This window comes from Paenibacillus swuensis, from assembly GCF_001644605.1.
Lineage (GTDB): Bacteria > Bacillota > Bacilli > Paenibacillales > DY6 > Paenibacillus_N > Paenibacillus_N swuensis.
Map to the genome: position 1 here is coordinate 3,739,275 of NZ_CP011388.1, position 21,257 is coordinate 3,760,531.

Consider the following 21,257-nt stretch of genomic DNA (forward strand, 5'->3'; position numbering starts at 1 on the left):
TAGAATGATACTGGAGAGATTAGAATGGACCATTCAGGGGAACCTCGGGAACGAACCAAAGAAGAGATTATAAGTTTGTTATTGTCTTCTTTAGCTATGGGTGAGATGGGTGTAGGACAATTATTGCAAGCTGAGGCGGAGAAAATACAATATTTGTTGGGAACGTTGCCCGGGGTGAAAGGGCCTCGAGCCTCATTATGTGATATTAAAGCTGCAGATCGCAGTGTGAAAGAAGCGTTGGATCAAGTCATTCAACATGAGTTGATCCTGCAAGGATTAATGGATAATACCATCTTGTTGCCGGATCAGTTGGATCCGGCTTTTGTGCTGTTGGTTAGGCAATTGTTGAGCGTTGAGGGTGTGAAGGGGCCGACTGGACCTGCTGGACCTACTGGGGCGACTGGGGTTACAGGAGGGACGGATAAACCTGGAGAGAAAGGATGCCGGGGAGAGCCAGGTCATAGGGGGCCGACAGGCGTCACGGGGAAAGAGGGGAGTGCTGGAGCGACGGGAGAAGTGGGTCCAACGGGACCATTGGGGCCGGCGGGACCGATAGGACCGATTGGACCCATTGGTCCTGGTGGGCCGATCGGGCCAGTGGGATTGCCGGGTGTCACAGGCGCCACGGGAGCAACTGGAGCAGGGATAACGGGGGTAACTGGGACAACAGGTGATGCCGGCCCTGTGGGACCAGGCGGAGTGACGGGTGCCACGGGAACAGGAATGACGGGGGTAACTGGGATAACTGGGATAACTGGGATAACTGGGATAACTGGAATGACAGGTGCGACTGGCCCTGTGGGACCAGCCGGAGTGACGGGTGCCACGGGTACAGGAATGACGGGGGTAACTGGGGTAACTGGGACAACAGGTGCTGCCGGCCCTGTGGGACCAGCCGGAGTGACGGGTGCCACGGGAGCAGGGATGACCGGGGTAACCGGAAGTACCGGGATCACAGGTGCAACCGGGTCAGTTGGGGCGGCTGGGGTAACAGGAGCAACAGGAGCAACGGGTAATGGAGCTACAGGAGTTACTGGAGTAAGCGGCGCAACGGGAATTACCGGAGTCACAGGTGCAACCGGGTCAGTGGGGGCGGCCGGAGTAACAGGAGCAACTGGTCCGACTGGGACTACAGGAACAACAGGCGAAACAGGACCGACTGGAGCTATTGGATTCACCGGAGCCACGGGTGCAATTGGAGAGACAGGAGCAACCGGTGTAACAGGGGTGACTGGAGCAACAGGAAACACAGGGGCGACGGGTATCTCAGGAACAACCGGTACAACAGGTGTGACAGGGGCAACAGGAATAGTGGGGCCGACTGGATTAACAGGGTTCACAGGATCCACGGGAGCAACCGGAGCAACAGGACCGACTGTAGCAACTGGGAATACAGGAGCTACGGGAGCAACCGGAGCAACAGGGCCGACTGGAACAACTGGGAATACAGGAGCTACGGGAGCAACCGGAGCAACAGGGCCGACTGGAACAACTGGATTCACCGGAACCACGGGACCTACAGGTGCAACTGGAATCACCGGAATAATAGGTGTCACTGGTGTAACAGGTGAGACAGGAGCTACAGGAGAAGCAGGGCCGACTGGAACAACTGGACTCACCGGAGCCACGGGAGCTACAGGTTCAACTGGAATAACAGGATCCACAGGAGCAACAGGAATAACAGGAGCAACAGGAATAACAGGAATAACAGGTCCAACAGGAATCACAGGCGAAACAGGACTGACTGGAATAACAGGAGCAACAGGAGTAACCGGTGTCACAGGTACAACAGGTGAGACGGGAGTTACAGGTGCAACTGGAATCACCGGAATCACAGGAGTCTCTGGAGTAACAGGTGAGACAGGAGCAACAGGAGTTACAGGAGTTACAGGACCGACTGGATTAACAGGAGCGACAGGATTCACGGGTGCAATAGGTGAGACGGGAGCAACAGGAGCAACTGGATTCATTGGAGCCACGGGAGCTACAGGTTCAACTGGAATCACAGGATCGACAGGAGCAACAGGAATCACAGGCGAAACAGGACAGATTGGAATAACAGGAGCAACAGGAGTAACCGGAGTCACAGGTACAACAGGTGAGACGGGAGCTACAGGTGCAACTGGAATCACCGGAATCACAGGAGTCTCTGGAGTAACAGGTGAGACAGGAACTACAGGAGTTACAGGAGTTACAGGACCGACTGGAGCAACTGGGATTACAGGAATAACGGGTGCAACTGGAGCAACAGGGCCGACTGGATTAACAGGAGAAACAGGATCCACGGGTGCGATAGGTGAGACGGGAGCAACCGGAGCAACAGGAGCAACGGGACCGACAGGAGCAACTGGAATTACAGGACTGACTGGAATAACAGGAGCAACAGGAGTAACCGGTGTCACAGGTACAACAGGTGAGACGGGAGTTACAGGTGCAACTGGAATCACCGGAATCACAGGAGTCTCTGGAGTAACAGGTGAGACAGGAGCAACAGGAGTTACAGGAGTTACAGGACCGACTGGATTAACAGGGTTCACTGGAGTCACGGGTGCGATAGGTGAGACGGGAGCAACCGGAGCAATAGGAGCAACGGGACCGACTGGAGCAACTGGAATTACAGGAGCTACGGGAACTACGGGAGCAACAGGACCGACTGGAACAACTGGATTCATCGGAACCACGGGAGCTACAGGTGCAACTGGAATCGCCGGAATTACAGGAGCAACAGGAGCAACAGGACCAACAGGAATCACAGGCGAAACAGGACTGACTGGAGTCACAGGTACAACAGGTGAGACGGGAGCTACAGGGGCAACTGGAATCGCCGGAATTACAGGAGCAACAGGAGCAACAGGACCAACAGGAATCACAGGCGAAACAGGACTGACTGGAGTCACAGGTACAACAGGTGAGACGGGAGCTACAGGGGCAACTGGAATCACCGGAATCACAGGAGTCTCTGGAGTAACAGGTGAGACAGGGGTAACAGGAGTTACAGGAGTTATAGGACCGACTGGATTAACAGGGTTCACAGGAGTCACGGGTGCGATAGGTGAGACGGGAGCAACTGGAATTACAGGAGCAACGGGTGAGACCGGAGCAACTGGAATTACAGGAGCAACGGGTGAGACCGGAGCTACAGGTGCAACTGGAATCACCGGCATCACAGGAGTCTCTGGAGCAACAGGTGAGACAGGAGCTACAGGGGCAACAGGAGTTACAGGAGTTACAGGAGTTACAGGAGTTACAGGACCGACTGGATTAACAGGAGCAACAGGATTTACGGGTGCAATAGGTGAGACGGGAGCAACCGGAGCAACAGGAGCAACGGGACCGACTGGAGCAACTGGAATTACAGGAGCTACGGGAACTACGGGAGCAACAGGAGCAACAGGACCGACTGGAACAACTGGTTTCAACGGAACCACGGGAGCAACAGGAGCAACTGGAATCGCCGGAATTACAGGAGCAACAGGACCAACAGGAATCACAGGCGAAACAGGACTGAATGGAGTCACAGGTACAACAGGTGAGACGGGAGCTACAGGGGCAACTGGAATTACCGGAATCACAGGAGTCTCTGGAGTAACAGGTGAGACAGGGGCAACAGGAGTTACAGGAGTTATAGGACCGACTGGATTAACAGGGTTCACAGGAGTCACAGGTGCGATAGGTGAGACGGGAGCAACTGGAATTACAGGAGCAACGGGTGAGACCGGAGCTACAGGAACAACTGGTGTTACTGGTGCAACAGGAATAACAGGAATAACAGGAGTGACAGGAGCAACAGGAATAACGGGCACATCAGGACCTACAGGAATCACAGGCGAGACAGGACTGACTGGAATAACAGGAGCAACAGGAGTAACTGGAGTCACAGGTACAACAGGTGAGACGGGAGCTACAGGGGCAACTGGAATCACCGGCATTACAGGAGTCTCTGGAGTAACAGGTGAGACAGGAGCTACAGGGGCTACAGGGGCAACAGGAGTTACAGGAGTTACAGGACCGACTGGATTAACAGGAGAAACAGGATCCACGGGTGCAATAGGTGAGACGGGAGCAACCGGAGCAACAGGAGCAACGGGAGCAACAGGACTGACTGGAGCAACTGGATTCACCGGAGCCACGGGAGCTACAGGTTCAACTGGAATCACCGGAATCACAGGATCCACAGGATCCACAGGATCGACAGGAGCAACAGGAGCTACAGGGGCTACAGGCGAAACAGGAACAACAGGAGTAACTGGAATAACTGGAAACACAGGGTTCACGGGTGCAGCAGGTGAGACGGGAGCAACAGGGCCGACTGGAATCACAGGATCCACAGGAGCAACGGGTGAGATCGGAGCAACAGGAATAACAGGAGTGACAGGAGCAACAGGAATAACGGGCACAATAGGACCAACAGGAATCACAGGCACAACAGGAGCAACAGGAATCACAGGCGAAACAGGACTGACTGGAATAACAGGAGCAACAGGTGTAAACGGAGTCACAGGTACAACAGGTGAGACGGGAGCTACTGGTGCAACAGGTGAAACAGGAGCAACAGGAGCAACAGGGCCGACTGGATTAACAGGGTTCACAGGAGTCACGGGAGCAATAGGTGAGACGGGAGCAACCGGAGCAACAGGACCGACTGGAGCAACTGGAATTACAGGAGCAACGGGTGAGATCGGAGCAACAGGAATAACAGGAGTGACAGGACCAACAGGAATTACAGGCGAAGCAGGACTGACTGGAATAACAGGAGCAACAGGAGTAACTGGAGTCACAGGTACAACAGGTGAGACGGGAGCTATAGGTGCAACTGGAATTACCGGCATCACAGGAGTCTCTGGAGCAACAGGTGAGACAGGAGCCACAGGGGCAACAGGAGTTACAGGAGTTACAGGAGTTACAGGACCGACTGGAATAACTGGAATTACAGGAGCTACGGGTGCAACAGGTGAAACAGGAGCAACAGGGCCGACTGGATTAACAGGGTTCACAGGAGTCACGGGTGCAATAGGTGAGACGGGAGCAACAGGACCGACTGGAGCAACTGGAATAACAGGAGCAACGGGTGAGACCGGAGCTACAGGAACAACTGGTGTTACTGGTGCAACAGGAATAACAGGAGTGACAGGAGCAACAGGAATAACGGGCACAACAGGACCAACAGGAATCACAGGCGAAACAGGACTGACTGGAATCACAGGAATCACAGGAGTCTCTGGAGTAACAGGTGAGACAGGTGCTATAGGGGCAACAGGAGTTACAGGAGTTACAGGACCGACTGGAGCAACTGGGATTACAGGAGTAACGGGAGCAACCGGAGCAACAGGACCAACTGGAGCAACTGGAATTACAGGAGTAACGGGAGCAACCGGAGCAACAGGACCAACTGGAGCAACTGGAATTACAGGATCCACAGGAATTACAGGTGCAACTGGAATCACCGGCATCACAGGAGTCTCTGGAGCAACTGGAATTACAGGAGCAACAGGTGAAACAGGAGCAACAGGACCGACTGGATTAATAGGGTTCACAGGAGTCACGGGTGCAATAGGTGAGACGGGAGCAACCGGAGCAACAGGACCGACTGGAGCAACTGGAATTACAGGAGCAACAGGAATAACGGGCACAACAGGTGAGACGGGAGCAACCGGAGCAACAGGACCGACTGGAGAAACAGGACCAACAGGACCAACAGGACCAACTGGAATTACAGGCGAAACAGGACTGACCGGAGTAACAGGAGCAACAGGAGTAACCGGAGTCACAGGTGCAACCGGGGCTACAGGAGCAACAGGCACCACAGGAACGACCGGTGAAACAGGCGTAACAGGAATTACTGGAACCGGAACAACAGCAACCTCTTCTTTCGCAGCAAATACAACAGGATCGGCAATAGGTGTTTTGCTTGGAGGCACGAACATCCCCTTGCCCAATGAACAAAATATAGGAACAGGCATTACCGTAAACGGTGCTAATACCGTATTTACCGCAACTACAGCCGGCAGGTATTACATCACGTATCGCATAAATACAACAGCCTCTCTCCTCACAGGAACGCGATTGCTGATTAACGGTGCAGCCAACACGGCTTCTACGGTTACGCCTACCTTAAGTGTTTCCTCCTACAACAGTGATGTTATCGTTACCTTACCGGCGAATTCAACCATATCTCTGCAGTTTTTCGGTTTAATTGGTACAGCCACCTTATTAAGCGGTGGAGCCGGGGCCGCTTTAACCATCATCCGATTAAGTTAACGCTCAGAGCACATGCATCATCCACAAGAAATCGGTTAAGGTCTATGTATTTTGCCAAACATGTTATGCATGGATTGAGGGGTGATATCCCATTGCCTACAATGAACACAAATGAACGTTGGAGGGAATCGCATGCATAATGTCACACTCAAATCATATCAAGCCATGGTTACCTCACCCCATTATATGGCCACGGCCGTGGGCAGCGCTATCCTTCAAGAGGGTGGTAATGCGTTCGATGCTGCCGTTGCCATAAGTGCTGCTCTTGCTGTTACCTATCCTCATATGACCGGTTTAGGCGGCGATGCCTTCTTCCTGATGTACTCAGCCGAAACAGGTATGTATACCGCGTACAATGGCAGCGGGCGCTCGGGCGCTCAGTTAAATCGAGATTATTATACGAATAGAGGGCTGACATCGATTCCGCAAAGAGGCATTGATAGCGCGATTACCGTTCCAGGGATGGTTGATGCTTGGCATGCGGTGTCGGAGCGTTATGGCTCTGTATCTTGGGAAAAATTACTGGAGCCAGCCGTACGTTATGCCAAGCAAGGTATTCCCGTATCCCGAAACCTGGAGCACTGGATTACCCGCAGTTCAGAAGCTCTTCATGCCGACCCGAAACTAAACGGACTTTATTATCCGCAAGGGCGGCCGTTGAAAGAAGGGGACCGTCTGATTCAAGCTGATCTGGCTGCGACCTTAACAGTTATTCAAGCTGAGGGCAGGGAAACTTTTTATACAGGCAAAATCATGCAGTCCATCACCCAGGCTATTCAGAACGACAAAGGCTTGTTAACCTCAGAAGATTTCATTTCACATCAAGGAGAATGGGTTGTACCGCTTAGTACATCGTACCGGGATTACGAGCTGTACCAATTGCCTCCAAACTCACAGGGCTTTAGTGCATTAATGATGATGAACATGTTAGAACATATTAATCTAAGTCAAATTCCCAGAGAATCCGCGCTGTATTATCATCTCATGACGGAAGTTACCAAACGAGCTTTCGCCGATCGCGACGCCTATTTAACAGACCCTGGCTTCCGGAACATTCCGTTAGAGATGCTTCTTTCCAAATCCTATGCCTTACAGCAGTTGAACAGCATCCGTCTTGAAGCGCCTCAAGCCGCTTCGTTTATGTCCCCTGCTATGGGTCAGGATACCGCATACGCAGCGGTTATGGATTCACAAGGCAATGCGGTTTCCTTCATCCAGAGTCTTTATTATGATTTTGGGTCGGCTTACAGCGCAGGGAGCACAGGAGTTGTTATGCAAAACAGAGGGTCTTTCTTCTCGTTAGACGCTTCCCACCCGAATGTATTAGAACCGGGCAAACGTTCGTTTCATACATTGATGCCTGCCATGGCTTCCCGAAACGGTAAACCTTATCTGCTTTACGGAACCCAAGGCGGGGAAGGGCAACCCCAGACCCAACTGTCCATTGTGACAGCTGTGTTGGATTATGGCTTGAACATTGATGAAGCGATTCGTAAGCCCCGATGGGTGTACGGACGAACCTGGGGAGATTCCGGGGACACGTTGAAATTGGAAGGACGCATACCAGAAGAAATTACCCAAGAGTTAGCAACTTGGGGGCACGCAGTAGAACGAGTCGGAAATTGGGATGGCATGATGGGACAATCGCAAGGCATTCAAGTGAGCTCAGACGGCGCTATGATCGGTGCGGCTGATCCTCGCGGGGACGGGAGTGTCATAGGTTGGTAGAAGGGAGTGGAATTATTCGATGTTAGGTTTATTGTGGCAATTATTTATTTCATTCGGAACGGCCACTTTATTGGGATACGGGGGAGGTCCTTCCATCATTCCGCTCTATGAAAATCAGGTAGTAGCCAGATATGGGTGGCTAACAACGGAAGAGTTTGGCAAGGCGCTGGCGTTCGGGAATGCGTTGCCTGGACCGATCGCGACGAAACTTGCAGCCTATATTGGGTTCAAAGTATCCGGTTGGGCGGGTGCTGCCGTTGCGTTAACCGCCGTTGTTTTGCCTACAGCTTTATTAATGGTTGCTTTATCCGGTGTCATGATGAAAATGCAGGACAATCCGATTATTAAAGGAATGATTCGAGGTATACAACCGGTTATCTTTGTCATGTTAGCTATGTTGGCGTACGATTTCGTCAAATACGCCGTGAAACCGGTCTCCGGCTTATTTCCCTTTTTGCCGTTGCTCATCGCATTTGTTTATTTTGTTATGGTTCAATTTTATAATGTCAATCCGGTGTGGGGCATCTTGTTTGCCTTGGTATTCGGTGGAATATTTTTAAGAACCGCATAAATGTAATAATACCTAACATAACCATTGTCAATTATATGATTCCTCCATTAAAATGTTATTAAACATTACATATCCATTGTTTGGAATGTGGCCGGAGGTGGCAATCATGCATTTGACTGTGGAGCAAGCTTTATCCGTATATCCTTTATCTCAAGGTAAGCTGGTGGCCGGGGCTGCCGGTGTCAATCGAATCGTCAAGTCCATCAATGTAATGGATGCCCCTGATATTTCGGAATGGATCAAAGAAGGCGAGATGCTGTTCACGACAGCTTACTTAATTAAGGATAATCCGGATGATGCTGTGAATCTCTTGCAACAGTTAAATAAAGGGGGATCTTCAGGACTGGGCATTAAGTTAGGACGGTTCTGGGAATCCATTCCTGAGGACTTAATTACATGTGCTGATCGGATGGGCTTCCCCTTGATTGAATTGCCATATCCCTTTACCTTCTCCGACCAGATGAACGGGCTGTTTCAAGCTGAGATTAAGAAAAGCACAAGCTTACTGCAGGAAGTGCTGGATAAGCAAGTTCGTCTCATGCAATTCGCCCTACGTTCCAATCATATCCGAGAGATGTTTGACGCCATTGCGAATGTAATCGGTTATCCTATGGCCATTGTCGGCTCCCGCGGTCAAATGATTTATAATTCCTCCACTATGGCAGATCAACAATTGTTGCAACAATGGCCATGGCCTCCCCATAAGAAATGGACCAAGCAAGCAGACGGTCAAGCATTTCGTGTCCCATTAATGAAGGATGATCAGGCTACAGGCGCTGTATACTTCTTTAACAACCAATCCTTCCTTTCATCCATTGAAGAGGGATTATATGTGCAGGCGGCAGAAATTTTATCCTATCATATGAACTTTAATTATGAAGATTATTTTGAACATTCGGTACAGAAGGACTTTAGCTTGCTGATCAAAAGATATCTGAAGAACGGACTCCCCCTGGAAACCCTCATGGATTACGCGGAGCGCTGGGAGATGGAGTGGCTGCATAAATCGTATCGTTGTGTTCTGACGGACTTTCCGAGTATGACAACCGGCCCGGCCCGCACCGAAAATATCCGAAGAATGAAAGCTGAGTATATTAGCCATGCCAGAATCCAAGATTTGAAGGGTACACATACCATATTGGAGGAAGGTGTTCTGTCCATTTATCCAGAACCGCCGGAAGCCGAGAGCGGATATCTGGAACAAGCCATCGCTGCCTGCTTGGACACCGTACGTTTTCAAGACAAGATGCAAGCCAAGGTCGCCATATCCTCACGCAAAAAGTTGCCGAAGCAACTACACGAAGCCTACGGTGAATGCCGTGAAACCCAGCGTCTGTCCCTCGAGTGGAAGATCGGAGGGAGTATTGTCCCATTCGAAATGCTTGATGTCGCCATGATATTTGAAGGTGTCTCCAGAGAGAAGATGCAAACCTTCTGCGATCGTTGGTTGGGAGGGTTGCTCAGCAAGGATCCGGATTATGTCTTCGAGATGTTGCGGACTTTGGAAACTTATCTGGAATGTGACGGACAACTGAATGAAACAGCCAAGAAGTTATTTATTCACCGGAATACGGCCACATACCGTATTGAAAAGCTGAGTGAAATGCTGGATGTGGATTTCAAGAACATCAATGATTTGATGCGCCTGAAAATGGCATTCTTGTTTCGCAGTATGTTGCAGAGGGACTCGGTGCGTTCTGATTATATTTAACGATATATTTAGCCGGGGCCATCAGGTTCCCGGCTTTCTCATAAGTCAGAGGAGGCGCATAGCGGATGGACTCATATCAGTTATTAACTAACGTCACGAAATACAAGGATATGCCGTCTGTACTTGCAACCATTGTAGATGTACAAGGGCATGCCTATCGCAAAGCGGGAGCTTCCATGTTGTTCCGAACCACCGGAGAAAGCATAGGCAGTATTTCGCCGGGATGTCTCGAAGCGGATTTAGCTCAACGAATAGATGATGTTTGGAATACTGGTAAACATCAATTCGTTGATTATAATTTGCACCCGGAAGAAGATGTCATATGGGGTGAGGCCATAGGATGCGGCGGAAAAATCCGTGTATTGCTGGAGCCCGTAAGCGGACTCTTAAAATCATTGCTTGAATTGGCCTTCGCTCATATGAACCACAATCGGAAGCTTTATTTATACAGGGAATTTTACGATGATCACATCCGATATACATCCTCATTAACCGCAGCTTCTTCTATCAGTTCCAATCTGTTTGAAACATGCTTTTCCCCGCGGGAACGTTGCATCATTTTTGGAGCGGGTGACGATGCCATCCCGTTACAACGGATATTGATAAATTTAAATTTCCGTGTGGTTATAGCAGACTGGAGAGCAGAATTATGTATGCCTGAACGATTTTCAGAGGCTGAATTCATTATTGGTGATTCGGAGTATTGTGTGAACCGACTGAAGCCTCGTTCGGGAGATTATGTATATGTAGGTAGTCATCACTATCACCATGATCGAAAGGTTCTGGAGCTGCTCACAAAAATGAAATTAGCGTATCTCGGTGTATTAGGTTCCACGAAAAGAGTTGATATGTTGTTTAAAGGTATTTCGAGACCCGATTACGTGAAGGCGCCAGCAGGTATTTCCATCGGCGCGGAAGGTGCGGAGGAAATAGCGGTAAGTGTAGCATCCGAACTGATTTTAGTCCGTAAACAGCTGATGTTTCAAATCACCGGGAGGGATCAAGATGCGAATAGCCGGCTTGTACATGGCAGCAGGGGAAAGCAAGAGAATGGGTCGGCACAAGCTTTCTTTGGAATTATCCCCGGGTATTAGCCTCGGCGCTAACAGCTTACGACAGATGATGCGTATTGAACTTCTGGACTCCATTTGTGTCGTAGTTAATCCCAGACACGCTACAGCCTGGCTGCCTGATCTTAAGAACAGTAAAGAAACGCAATATACGGTTATTAGCTGTGCAGACGCGCACAAAGGTTTGTCTTACTCCCTGAGATTCGGACTCGAACATTTACGAGCTTTACCTCATTCACAGGATGCTCCTGACGCGATTATGGTGTTGTTGGCCGATCAGCCTTTTGTTACAGAAGCGATGCTGAAGCGACTCATATATCATTGGCGCAACCAGCCTGGTCTGGATTATGTGGCAAGCAGCTTCAATGATGTGGTCATGCCGCCGGTATTGCTGGGAGGATCCATGTTCGAAGCGGCACATCAGTTAAAGGGGGATCAGGGAGCGAAGGCCCTATTCACGGAGAGCGCGTTTCAAGGGTTGTTCGTTAAGGAAACATCGCCCTATTCACTGTTGGATGTTGATGAGCCAAGTGAATTTACGAAAGCGAAAGACTATTGGCAACAAAATTATAATAAACACCGGTTCTGAACTGTGCGCTTTGCACAAAGATTGCCTTGGATGTTCATCCCTCATACAGTTGTATGTTAAGTTTATTGACATTGAATTGACACAAACTTTATAGTGGAACTACTTCATAGATCGGCATACGTCACATTATAAAGGAAGTGGGGAAAGGGAATGAACAAGATCAGAGAGACAAGAATGATGTTAACCGCACTTGTCCTATTTTTATCCGTTTTAGTAACAGCGTGCGGAGATTCTGGTGACAACACTAAGGAGACGGGAAATCAATCGCCTGCGCCTGTCACTGAAACCGCAACCGAGGAGAAGGCGATACCTGCTAAGAAGGAAATGCCGCGCGTCGCTTTTGTATATATCGGTCCTCCAGGTGACGGTGGATGGACCTTCCAGCATGATGAAGGCCGTAAAGCCATGGAGAAAGAGCTTGGAATCAAGTCGGATACGGTCGAGAATGTGCCAGAAGGTGCGGATGCGGAGCGTATTATAACGGAGTTAGCCCAGAATCACGACATCATATTTACAACGAGCTTCGGGTATATGGATTATACCTTGAATGTAGCCAAGAAGTTCCCGGATGTGGTCTTCCTTCATTGCTCAGGATACAAGACTGATACAAATATGGGAATTTACTTCGGGAAGAATTTCGAAGGCAGTTACCTAAGCGGAATGGCAGCCGGAAAAGTAACAAAGAAGAATATAATCGGATATGTTGGCGCATTCCCTATTCCGGAAGTCATTTACAACATTAACGCCTTTACTTTAGGCGTACAGAGTGTCAATCCCGAGGCTAAAGTGAACGTTGTCTGGTCCAATACCTGGTTTGACCCTGCAACGGAACGTCAAGCCGCCATATCTTTACTAGACAAGGGTGCGGACGTATTAATGGCTTATCAAGATTCACCCGCTACACTACAAGCAGCCGCTGAGCGCGGCGCCATGGCTGGCGGGAACGACTCCGATATGACAAGGTTCGCACCGAAGGCGTATTTGACCAATCCCACTTGGAACTGGGGACCGTATTATACCAGCGTTGTGAAAGCAGTGGCTGACGGAACATGGACGAATAAACCTTATGTCGGTTCTATGGCGGATGGCATGATCGGTTTAGCGCCTCTTGGTGAAAGCGTACCTGAGGATGCCAAGAAATTGGTCACCGACACCCAGGCCAAGATCATAGACGGTAGCTTCCAAATCTTCAAAGGCCCGATTGTGGATGCTTCAGGTGCCACGAAAGTAGAGAAAGACCAAGTGATGACACTGGAAGAGATCAACAAGATGAATTGGTTTATTAAAGGCGTAGAGGGAACCATTCCCCAATAACATTTAAATTTCGGAATAAATCCCTTCCCTAAGGGATTTATTCTTTTAACCGGGAAGGAAAGGAGAATACAGTTATGAGCAACAATGATTATGCCGTTGAAATGCATCAAGTTGTGAAGCGATTCGGCTCAGTAATCGCTAACGACGGTGTAGATTTTAAGGCCAGATCGGGTGAGGTCCATGCTTTATTAGGCGAGAACGGGGCGGGGAAAAGCACGGTGATGTGTATGTTATCCGGAGTTTATCGCCCTGACAGCGGTCAAATCAAGCTCTTAGGTCATTCTGTAAATATCCGATCCCCGAAGGAAGCGTTAAATGCCGGTGTTGGGATGGTGTATCAGAATTTTCGGTTAGTGGGCTCCTTAACGGCGACGGAGAACATCGTATTGGGGGAGGGGAACACGTTCTTCCGGGGTTCAGGCTGGATGAAACGCAAGAATCGGGAAGTGGAAGGGATTTCTTCAAAGTTCGGTCTCTACTTTCCCGTCGATCGACCGGTATGGCAGTTATCCGTTGGGGAGCAACAACGTGTGGAAATTGTGAAGACCCTGTATCGGGGTGCGGAAATCATCATATTGGATGAACCTACTTCGGTATTAACTCCACAGGAAGCGGAGCAATTATTCGATACTTTAACGAAGCTTAAGCATGTCGGGAAAACGATTATTATAACCACTCACAAATTAAAAGAAGTTATGCGCGTGGCGGATCATATCTCTGTCATGCGGAAGGGAAAGCTGATTTATTCAGTCAGGACCCGTGAAACGAATGAACATGAATTAGCTTCTTTAATGGTAGGACGCTCGTTTACTTCTCAATCTAATATGAATCATTGTTTGAAAGGCGACCTTTTGCTCCAAATGAAAGAACTGGATGTATACGCTAATCATGGGCGTCAAGCCCTGAAGCAACTGAATATGAACGTGTATCAGGGTGAAATTGTCGGTATCGCAGGGGTGGCGGGAAACGGTCAAAGTGAACTTGCCGAAGTAATAACCGGTCTAAGAAGTTGGAAGACCGGGTCCATAACATTTAACGGGTACCCTCTCAAGAATGGCTCCGTGGCGTTTGCGATCGCGGCAGGAATCTCGCATGTACCGGAAAATCGGATGAAAAGTGGTTTGGCCGGCAGTCTCGGCGCACTCGACAACCTGCTAACGAAAACTTATTCCTTGAAAGATCGTTCAAGATGGGGCATGTTGCGAACAAGAAACAACCATACTTGGTCACAGAGCCTCGTCGATCAATTTCAAGTGAAGACTTCAGGCGTGAATGTTCCCGTAAGTCAATTGTCCGGAGGCAATCAACAAAAGTTGCTTTTTGCCCGGGAGTTGGATTATAAACCCCGTCTCATGGTTGCGGTTCACCCAACTCAAGGCTTGGATGTAGGTGCCACAGAGCAAGTTTACCATCTACTATCTGAATTGCGGGCATCGGGTGGCAGTGTACTCCTGATTTCGGAGGATTTGGATGAACTCTTAAAGTTGTCTGATCGGATATTGGTCATGTTTAACGGAAGAATCTGTGGTGAATTCTCGTCTGAACCAGCCAACCGGGAACCTATTGGTCGGGTTATGGCAGGGTTACATCCGGAGGAAGGAGAGGCAGGATGAAAGAGGAATCAACATATGCAAGGCGGGCTTTAAACCGGAAGATGAACAAGAATCCCCTAAATCATGAAACCACAGGGTCATTGTTGACGCGTTACCGACTTGAGTTTGATACAAACCGTACGAGCAGCCCGTGGTGGGTTCCCTTCGTGTCCGTTGTACTGGGGCTTGTGTTTTGCGGAATTTTTATCGCATTAAATGGAATGAGTCCTTATACGGTATATATGAAGATGTTTAAAGGCGCTTTCGGTACCTCGTTCGGACTCACCGAGACCTTAGTGAAACTTATTCCGCTGTTATTATGCGCGCTTGGGGTGTCTGTAGCTTACAAGATATCTGTATGGAACATCGGTGCGGAAGGACAGTTTGCCGCAGGCGCATTGGCTGCCACATCTGTGAGCATATACTTTCCTGATCTGCCGGTATGGATGATTATCCCGGTCATGGTAATCCTCGGTATTGCTGCGGGCGGGGCTTGGGGAGCTTTAACCGCGCTACCCAGAACGTATTTCGGTGTGAATGAGTTAATCACCTCACTCATGTTGAATTACGTAGCGCTGCTGGCTCTGAACTATTTCGTATTCGGCCCATGGAAAGATCCCGCGGGCCTTAACTTTCCGGGTACTCCGATGTTTACGGATGCGCAAAGCCTGCCGGTTCTGGGAACGACCCGATTGCATCTCGGTCTTGTGTTTGCTTTGGTCGCCGTAGCGCTATATGCATTCATGTTCAGATACACCCGCTGGGGTTATGAATTAAGGCTCATTGGCGCCAACCCGGAAGTTGCCAGGAATGCCGGCATTAATATTAAAAAACATATTCTTATTGTCATGATCGTCAGCGGTGGTTTAGCAGGGCTTGCGGGGATGAGCGAGGTTTCCGGCGTAACGCATCGTTTAATGTACGGGATTTCGCCTGGATACGGTTATACCGCTATTATTGTGGCGTGGCTTGCCAAGTTGAATCCGGTAGGCTTAGTCATATCCTCTTTCTTATTTGCCGGACTTATTGTAGGTGGTTACAGTGTTCAGACGATCGGTCTGCCATCCTCCATTTCGCTTATGATGCAAGGGGCCATTCTGTTCTTCCTGATTGCGGGGGATATGATGAGCAAAATCAACATACGCAGAATCCAAGTACCTATGAAAGGGGCGCATTAAATGGAGTTTATTACTCAATTGTTGAGCGCCGCCCTTTCTTCGGGAACGCCGTTGCTGTTCGCGGTTGGGGGTGGGATTCTGATTGAACGCAGCGGCATCATTCAGCTGGGCGCGGAGGGTTTAATGCTCATGGGGGCGGTAACCGCGAGCTTAGTATACATCCAAACCGGTTCATTGCTGCTAACATTGCTCGGTTCACTAACTGTCGGTGCTTTACTAGGCCTTTTACACGCGTTTTTATGCGTATCCCTTAGAGCGAACCAGATCGTAAGCGGACTGGCATTAACATTATTTGGTTCAGGATTTAGCGCCTATTTAGGGAAATCGGTGAGCGGGATGCCCCTGCCGGGTTCCGTGCCTAGGTTTGAAATACCTTTCTTGAATGCAATCCCTTGGATTGGACCGGTTTTCAATAATCTGGATTTATTAACATGGTTAAGTTTCGTGCTGGTGGCTTTGGCAACCGTCTTTGTCTACCTGACTTCTTGGGGTCTGGATTTAAGAGCCGTTGGCGATAATCCGGCCACAGCGGATGCCATGGGCATTCCGGTTCAAGCCTTTCGTTACGGTTCCGTTATTGTAGGCTCTATGTTTATAGGCTTAGCCGGTGCGGACTTGTTGTTGGCATTCTCGCCGACCTGGAGTGAAGGCATGACGGCTGGCAAGGGGTGGATTGCGATTGCGTTAGTCATCTTTGCCAGGTGGAACCCGCTTCGCGCGATGTTCTGTGCCTATTTCTTCGGCGCATTGGATTCACTTGGATTCCGGATGCAGCTGTTGGGCAGTACCATTCCTTCTTATTTTCTCAAAATGATTCCCTATCTCGTGACTATTCTTGTATTGATGTATTTGGGCTGGAGAAATCGCAACAAGCCGTCAGGCGCTCCGGAAGCGTTGGGTATTCCTTATTTCAGGGAGCAGCGATTTTAAATTCGGGATCCCCCGGAAGGAGGTCAGGATGACATGAGTTCTGAAGCACATTCGCGGTTTACGAATCAGCATGTCCCTAATGTGTGGCATCCTCGCAGTGCAATGGAGGCTTTTCAGTGGAAACAACATTGGGGCAATGAAGCGGAATATATCGCCGGCGGTACTTTGTTGCGGACCCAATGGGAGTCCGGTGTGAAAGGCGAACCGCGGCATCTGATTAATCTGGGCAGTGTTCAAGAATTACATCACATAACAGATGGACCGGACGGAATAACCATAGGCGCGCAAACAACATTGGAGAAGTGCAGGAATGATGTAAGCATCCGAGAAAACCTTCCTTTGCTGACGGAAGCACTGCGTCAGATTGCCGCACCCTCAATAAGGAATCTCGGGACAATCGGCGGGAATGTAATGTACGGTTACGGTGACTCTTTGCCATCACTGTTACTCTATGACGCGGAGCTCCTGTGGCTGACGGACAAGGGAGAGATGCTTCAATCGATTCAGGAGTGGTTGTTGCGGCTTCATTCGGACCAAGATCCATCTTCCCTTTTAATGCAAATTCGTATTCCCTGGATAAATTCAACATCATTCAATATGAACGAATCGTGCTTTGGCGCTTTTTATAAAATCGGACGTCGCGAAGCCTTTACTCCCTCTGTCGTAACGGCGGCGTTGCTTGGGCAAGTGGATGACAATCAGGAACTGAGGGGAATTCGCATTGCCGCAGGCGGCGGACTAACCCTGCCCGTCAGACTTGCAGAAACCGAGAAGGTTCTCACGGGCAAGAAACTAAACCAGGAGCTTCTGAAGGAGGCTTATACTTATGTTCAGGAAGAGTATAAACCTGTAGCAGATGTGTTCGCATCAGAAGCATACAGACGCACCACAGCCGCCAATCTGGTTACAAGTGAACTCTGGAAGGCTGCACAGGGGAGGAGGAATCCATGAACATTTTGAATAAAGATTCCGTGGGTTCTCGGTGGAGAGTGCGAACAGACGGCCAGGATAAAGTTACGGGTAATTTGAAATATCTAACCGATATGAGCATGGAGGGCATGCTGCACGGGCGGGTTTTGCGCAGTCCTCATCCGCACGCATGGATTCTATCCATTGACACCAAGAAAGCGAGACAATATCCCGGGGTTATCGCGGTGCTGACTTATAAGGATGTGCCGGGTCTCAACGGATACGGTATAGCTAATCCCAATCAACCGGTCTTCTGTGAAACCCGAGTTCGTTATGTAGGGGATGCCGTGGCGGCTGTCGCGGCGGAAACGGAGGAAATCGCGGAGTTCGCCCTGACCTTAATTCAAGTGGAATATGAACAATTGCCTGTCATTGATGATCCGGAGAAATCCCTGGACCCCGCATCACCATTACTTCATCCGGAAGGGAATAGGTTACACAGTAACGCGTATGTGATTGGAGATGTTGATGCAGGATTTAGGAAATGTAAACATATTGTGGAGGAAACGTACCATACGCCTCGCCAGATGCATACGTACATGGAAACGGAAGGCGGTCTGTTCGTTCCGGAAAGCAATGGTAGGCTAACTGTTTATGCCCCCACGCAGCATGGATATATGGATCGCATGCAACTCGCCAGAATTACAACCCTTCAGGAAGACCAAATCCGAGTGGTGTCAAGCCCCATCGGAGGATCCTTCGGAGGCAAGGATGAATTAAATGTGCAGCCTTACGGTTCATTATTAGCATTGGCCACCAGGCGGCCGGTGAAAATGCATAATTCCCGATGGGAATCGGTGCGTGCGGGACTGAAGCGGCATCCGATGCGTATCGCGATGAAGACCGGAATCGATGCTCAAGGTCATATCATGGCTCATCAGGTACGGGTGTTGGCGGATACCGGTCCTTATGCAACTTTAGGAGCGGAAGTGCTGAATTTCACTACAGAACATGTCATTGGTCCATATGAGTGTGAGAATGTAGATGTGAATAGCGTCTCCGTTTACACCAATAACGGTATGTCGGGCGAATTTCGCGGATTTGGGGGTAATCAGGCCATCTTCGCATTAGAAGGCCAGATGGATCGATTGGCCGAACGTCTTGGGATCGACCCTTGGGAATTCAGAGGTATGAACCTAAAGCCGGAAGGAAGCACGGGCCCTTATGGACATCCGATAGTGCCAACGGACGGTGCGCGTCAGGTATGGACTGCGCTAAGTGAAAGTCCTCTCTGGAGAAATAAGACCCTCTCGGCAGATGACTCATCGGAACCGAAGTTGCCTTGGATTCATACCGGTACCGGAGCAGCTTTCGTTATGCACGGGGCGGGGCTTGGCATAGGGATACCCGATGAATCCGCCGGACGGTTAACATTAACGGCGGATGGGAAGATCGAAGCCGCTTTCGGTTTTGAGGAGTTTGGTCAAGGCTTGCTCTCAACGCTTGAAATCATGTTAATCGAAACGTTGGGATGTGCGCCGGAAGATCTGATATTGCGCATCGGTGATACGGATGGAGCTCCTCACAGCGGTTCGAGTACAGCTTCCAGAGCGACGGCCATGATGTGGAGATCCTTGCAGAATATGCGCGGAACCTTTACAGAGAAGCTGCTGACCCTTGCGGAAGAGAAGTTGGGCATTGCAGCCAGCCGACTGATGACAGGAGAAAACGGAGTACGCTTGAAATCGACAAATGATCTGCTCCTCTCTTACCGCAAGCTTGCAACGTTGTGTAGTGAGCCCATTCAGTGTGAAACTCATCATCACTTTCCGGTGACATCGGCGGCCCAGTCCGGAGCGCATTTCCTTTACACTTACGCTTCCGTCGTCATTCAGGTTGAAGTGAACCAACTAACCGGAAGAGTTCGTGTAATGAATCAGTTTCATAGCGTTGCAGCAGGACCGGTGATGAATCCGCAAGGTTACCTTGGCCAAATAGAAGGCGGGAGCGGGATGGCGGTCGGATTCGCTCTTACTGAGGAGGCTGTGATGAGGGAAGGTCATTACATGACCAAAAACTTAGACACTTATCTTATTCCCACGATTGCGGACTTGTCCGGTAATATCGATGTACTTCCCATAGAAGAATTGCCAGACGGCGACATCTTTGGTCCTCGGGGAATCGGTGAGATCGGCACGATCGGTGTGGCTCCGGCTATCGCGGCTGCAGTATACGATGCGGTGGGAAAGCGAGTTTATTCCTTGCCGATGGATCCGGTTCAACTACAAGCGAATACACCATATTCCCTCGGAGAGGAAGTGGAAACTGATGACAAGCCAACCATGGATCGATGCTAAGGATACCTCTTGGATTCAGGAGCTGGAGGTGAACGGTGCGCCCGTTCGTCTGCTCATTCCCGCCAGTAGGCGTCTGTTAGATTTGCTGAGGGATGATTTGAATCTTACCGGTACCAAGAGCTCCTGTGAAATCGGCAGATGCGGCGCATGTATGATATTGCTGGACGGCAAGCCGGTGAACGCTTGTCTTACGATGGCTTACCAATGCGAAGGCGCGGCGATCACGACCATTGAAGGGTTATCAGAAGGTTCGTGCGGGACGTTGCATCCTGTGCAACAAGCTTTTCTTGAAGAGGGCGGATACCAATGCGGATACTGTACTCCCGGGATGGTCATTTCCGTATCGGCACTCCTGCAGGTTAATCCAGAACCCACGGAGGATGAGATTCTTGAATCATTATCCGGAAATTTATGCAGGTGTACCGGATACGGCGGAATTATTCGTGCGGTTACGAAGGCCATACATGACGGTCAAACGAAGAGAGCCCAACGGGAGAACGTACAGCAGGAGGAATCCTTATGACATTAAATATTAATGATATTAACTATGCGAACGAAATGAATGAGCATGCCTTTGTTACTTTATTTGGTTGTTTATTTGAAGACTCGCCGTGGGTGGCTAAGGAAGCTTGGCAAACCGGTAAGCCGTTTCACTCATGGGAACATCTGTATGAGGTTATGGTTATCATCGTGAGAAGTGCATCTGAAGGAACTAAGCTTCAACTGCTCCGTTTACATCCCGATCTGGGAGCTAAAATTCGCATGAGCAATCACTCCGTACGGGAGCAGCGCGGAGCGGGATTGGATGATTTAGAACCGCGGGAATATGAAGAGTTTTCCGAATTAAACCGGACTTATACGGCCAAATTTGGATTTCCGTTCATTATCGCGGTAAAAGGTAAAAGCAAAGATGACATTTTACAAGCCATGAAGCAGAGAAGCACCAACCATGCTGAAGCCGAGTGGACTCAAGCCTTGAGTGAAGTGGAGAAGATCGCGGCAATCCGGCTTGAAAAGCTTTTGCATAACAATGAATAAGACGTTCAATAT

14 protein-coding genes are annotated in these 21,257 nt (G+C 49.7%); all 14 read left to right on the forward strand.

What is annotated here, in order from left to right; genetic code table 11:
* The first annotated feature begins 24 nt into the window (after positions 1-24).
* The 14 genes from SY83_RS16635 (at position 25) to uraD (ending at position 21,245) form a co-directional block, all read left to right on the forward strand.
* On the forward strand, positions 25-6,258 hold the full coding sequence (locus tag SY83_RS16635; RefSeq protein ID WP_068608544.1) for an alpha-helical endospore appendage domain-containing protein: 6,234 nt from the start codon (positions 25-27) through the stop codon (positions 6,256-6,258).
* A gap of 132 nt (positions 6,259-6,390) precedes the next feature.
* Entirely contained in the window at positions 6,391-7,986 is a 1,596-nt protein-coding gene (gene ggt / locus SY83_RS16640) for a gamma-glutamyltransferase (protein ID WP_068608547.1), read from the forward strand.
* Between the two features lie 19 nt (positions 7,987-8,005).
* A complete protein-coding gene (locus SY83_RS16645; protein WP_068608549.1) occupies positions 8,006-8,557 on the forward strand; it encodes a chromate transporter in 552 nt (183 codons plus the stop codon).
* Positions 8,558-8,663: 106 nt separating this feature from the next.
* Positions 8,664-10,268, forward strand: coding sequence for a PucR family transcriptional regulator (locus SY83_RS16650; RefSeq protein ID WP_068608550.1), 1,605 nt, complete (start codon positions 8,664-8,666; stop codon positions 10,266-10,268).
* Positions 10,269-10,333: 65 nt separating this feature from the next.
* A complete protein-coding gene (locus tag SY83_RS16655; RefSeq protein WP_068608552.1) occupies positions 10,334-11,362 on the forward strand; it encodes an XdhC family protein in 1,029 nt (342 codons plus the stop codon).
* Positions 11,319-11,927 carry a nucleotidyltransferase family protein gene (locus tag SY83_RS16660; protein ID WP_068608554.1) on the forward strand — a complete coding sequence of 203 codons (609 nt, stop codon included), beginning with the start codon at positions 11,319-11,321 and terminating at the stop codon, positions 11,925-11,927. Before SY83_RS16655 ends, SY83_RS16660 begins: the two co-directional genes overlap by 44 nt.
* A gap of 150 nt (positions 11,928-12,077) precedes the next feature.
* Positions 12,078-13,241 (forward strand): BMP family ABC transporter substrate-binding protein, encoded by a 1,164-nt coding sequence (locus tag SY83_RS16665; RefSeq protein ID WP_068608557.1) that lies wholly within the window; start codon positions 12,078-12,080, stop codon positions 13,239-13,241.
* 74 nt (positions 13,242-13,315) lie between these two features.
* The gene (locus tag SY83_RS16670) at positions 13,316-14,854 is read left to right on the forward strand and encodes an ABC transporter ATP-binding protein (RefSeq protein WP_068608559.1); all 1,539 of its coding nucleotides are present in this window, start codon (positions 13,316-13,318) and stop codon (positions 14,852-14,854) included.
* Positions 14,855-14,895: 41 nt separating this feature from the next.
* The gene (locus SY83_RS16675) at positions 14,896-16,011 is read left to right on the forward strand and encodes an ABC transporter permease (RefSeq protein ID WP_068611158.1); all 1,116 of its coding nucleotides are present in this window, start codon (positions 14,896-14,898) and stop codon (positions 16,009-16,011) included.
* A complete protein-coding gene (locus SY83_RS16680) occupies positions 16,012-16,941 on the forward strand; it encodes an ABC transporter permease (RefSeq protein WP_068608561.1) in 930 nt (309 codons plus the stop codon).
* A gap of 33 nt (positions 16,942-16,974) precedes the next feature.
* Positions 16,975-17,892 (forward strand): FAD binding domain-containing protein, encoded by a 918-nt coding sequence (locus SY83_RS16685; RefSeq protein ID WP_068608563.1) that lies wholly within the window; start codon positions 16,975-16,977, stop codon positions 17,890-17,892.
* Positions 17,889-20,207, forward strand: a complete 2,319-nt coding sequence (pucD, locus tag SY83_RS16690; protein WP_068608565.1) for a xanthine dehydrogenase subunit D — start codon at positions 17,889-17,891, stop codon at positions 20,205-20,207. Before SY83_RS16685 ends, pucD begins: the two co-directional genes overlap by 4 nt.
* A complete protein-coding gene (locus SY83_RS16695; protein ID WP_068608567.1) occupies positions 20,179-20,730 on the forward strand; it encodes a (2Fe-2S)-binding protein in 552 nt (183 codons plus the stop codon). Before pucD ends, SY83_RS16695 begins: the two co-directional genes overlap by 29 nt.
* Positions 20,727-21,245, forward strand: coding sequence for a 2-oxo-4-hydroxy-4-carboxy-5-ureidoimidazoline decarboxylase (gene uraD, locus SY83_RS16700; RefSeq protein WP_068608569.1), 519 nt, complete (start codon positions 20,727-20,729; stop codon positions 21,243-21,245). Before SY83_RS16695 ends, uraD begins: the two co-directional genes overlap by 4 nt.
* The last annotated feature ends 12 nt before the right edge of the window (positions 21,246-21,257 follow it).

Excerpts from the sequence above, each read along its gene's own strand:
- SY83_RS16655 (WP_068608552.1), top strand. The coding sequence starts at position 10,334 with ATGGACTCATATCAGTTATTAACTAACGTCACGAAATACAAGGATATG.
- SY83_RS16695 (WP_068608567.1), top strand. The coding sequence starts at position 20,179 with ATGACAAGCCAACCATGGATCGATGCTAAGGATACCTCTTGGATTCAG.
- SY83_RS16675 (WP_068611158.1), top strand. The coding sequence starts at position 14,896 with ATGAACAAGAATCCCCTAAATCATGAAACCACAGGGTCATTGTTGACG.
- ggt (WP_068608547.1), top strand. The coding sequence starts at position 6,391 with ATGCATAATGTCACACTCAAATCATATCAAGCCATGGTTACCTCACCC.
- SY83_RS16645 (WP_068608549.1), top strand. The coding sequence starts at position 8,006 with ATGTTAGGTTTATTGTGGCAATTATTTATTTCATTCGGAACGGCCACT.
- SY83_RS16650 (WP_068608550.1), top strand. The coding sequence starts at position 8,664 with ATGCATTTGACTGTGGAGCAAGCTTTATCCGTATATCCTTTATCTCAA.
- SY83_RS16635 (WP_068608544.1), top strand. The coding sequence starts at position 25 with ATGGACCATTCAGGGGAACCTCGGGAACGAACCAAAGAAGAGATTATA.
- SY83_RS16685 (WP_068608563.1), top strand. The coding sequence starts at position 16,975 with ATGAGTTCTGAAGCACATTCGCGGTTTACGAATCAGCATGTCCCTAAT.
- SY83_RS16660 (WP_068608554.1), top strand. The coding sequence starts at position 11,319 with ATGGGTCGGCACAAGCTTTCTTTGGAATTATCCCCGGGTATTAGCCTC.
- SY83_RS16680 (WP_068608561.1), top strand. The coding sequence starts at position 16,012 with ATGGAGTTTATTACTCAATTGTTGAGCGCCGCCCTTTCTTCGGGAACG.
- SY83_RS16665 (WP_068608557.1), top strand. The coding sequence starts at position 12,078 with ATGAACAAGATCAGAGAGACAAGAATGATGTTAACCGCACTTGTCCTA.
- SY83_RS16670 (WP_068608559.1), top strand. The coding sequence starts at position 13,316 with ATGAGCAACAATGATTATGCCGTTGAAATGCATCAAGTTGTGAAGCGA.
- pucD (WP_068608565.1), top strand. The coding sequence starts at position 17,889 with ATGAACATTTTGAATAAAGATTCCGTGGGTTCTCGGTGGAGAGTGCGA.
- uraD (WP_068608569.1), top strand. The coding sequence starts at position 20,727 with ATGACATTAAATATTAATGATATTAACTATGCGAACGAAATGAATGAG.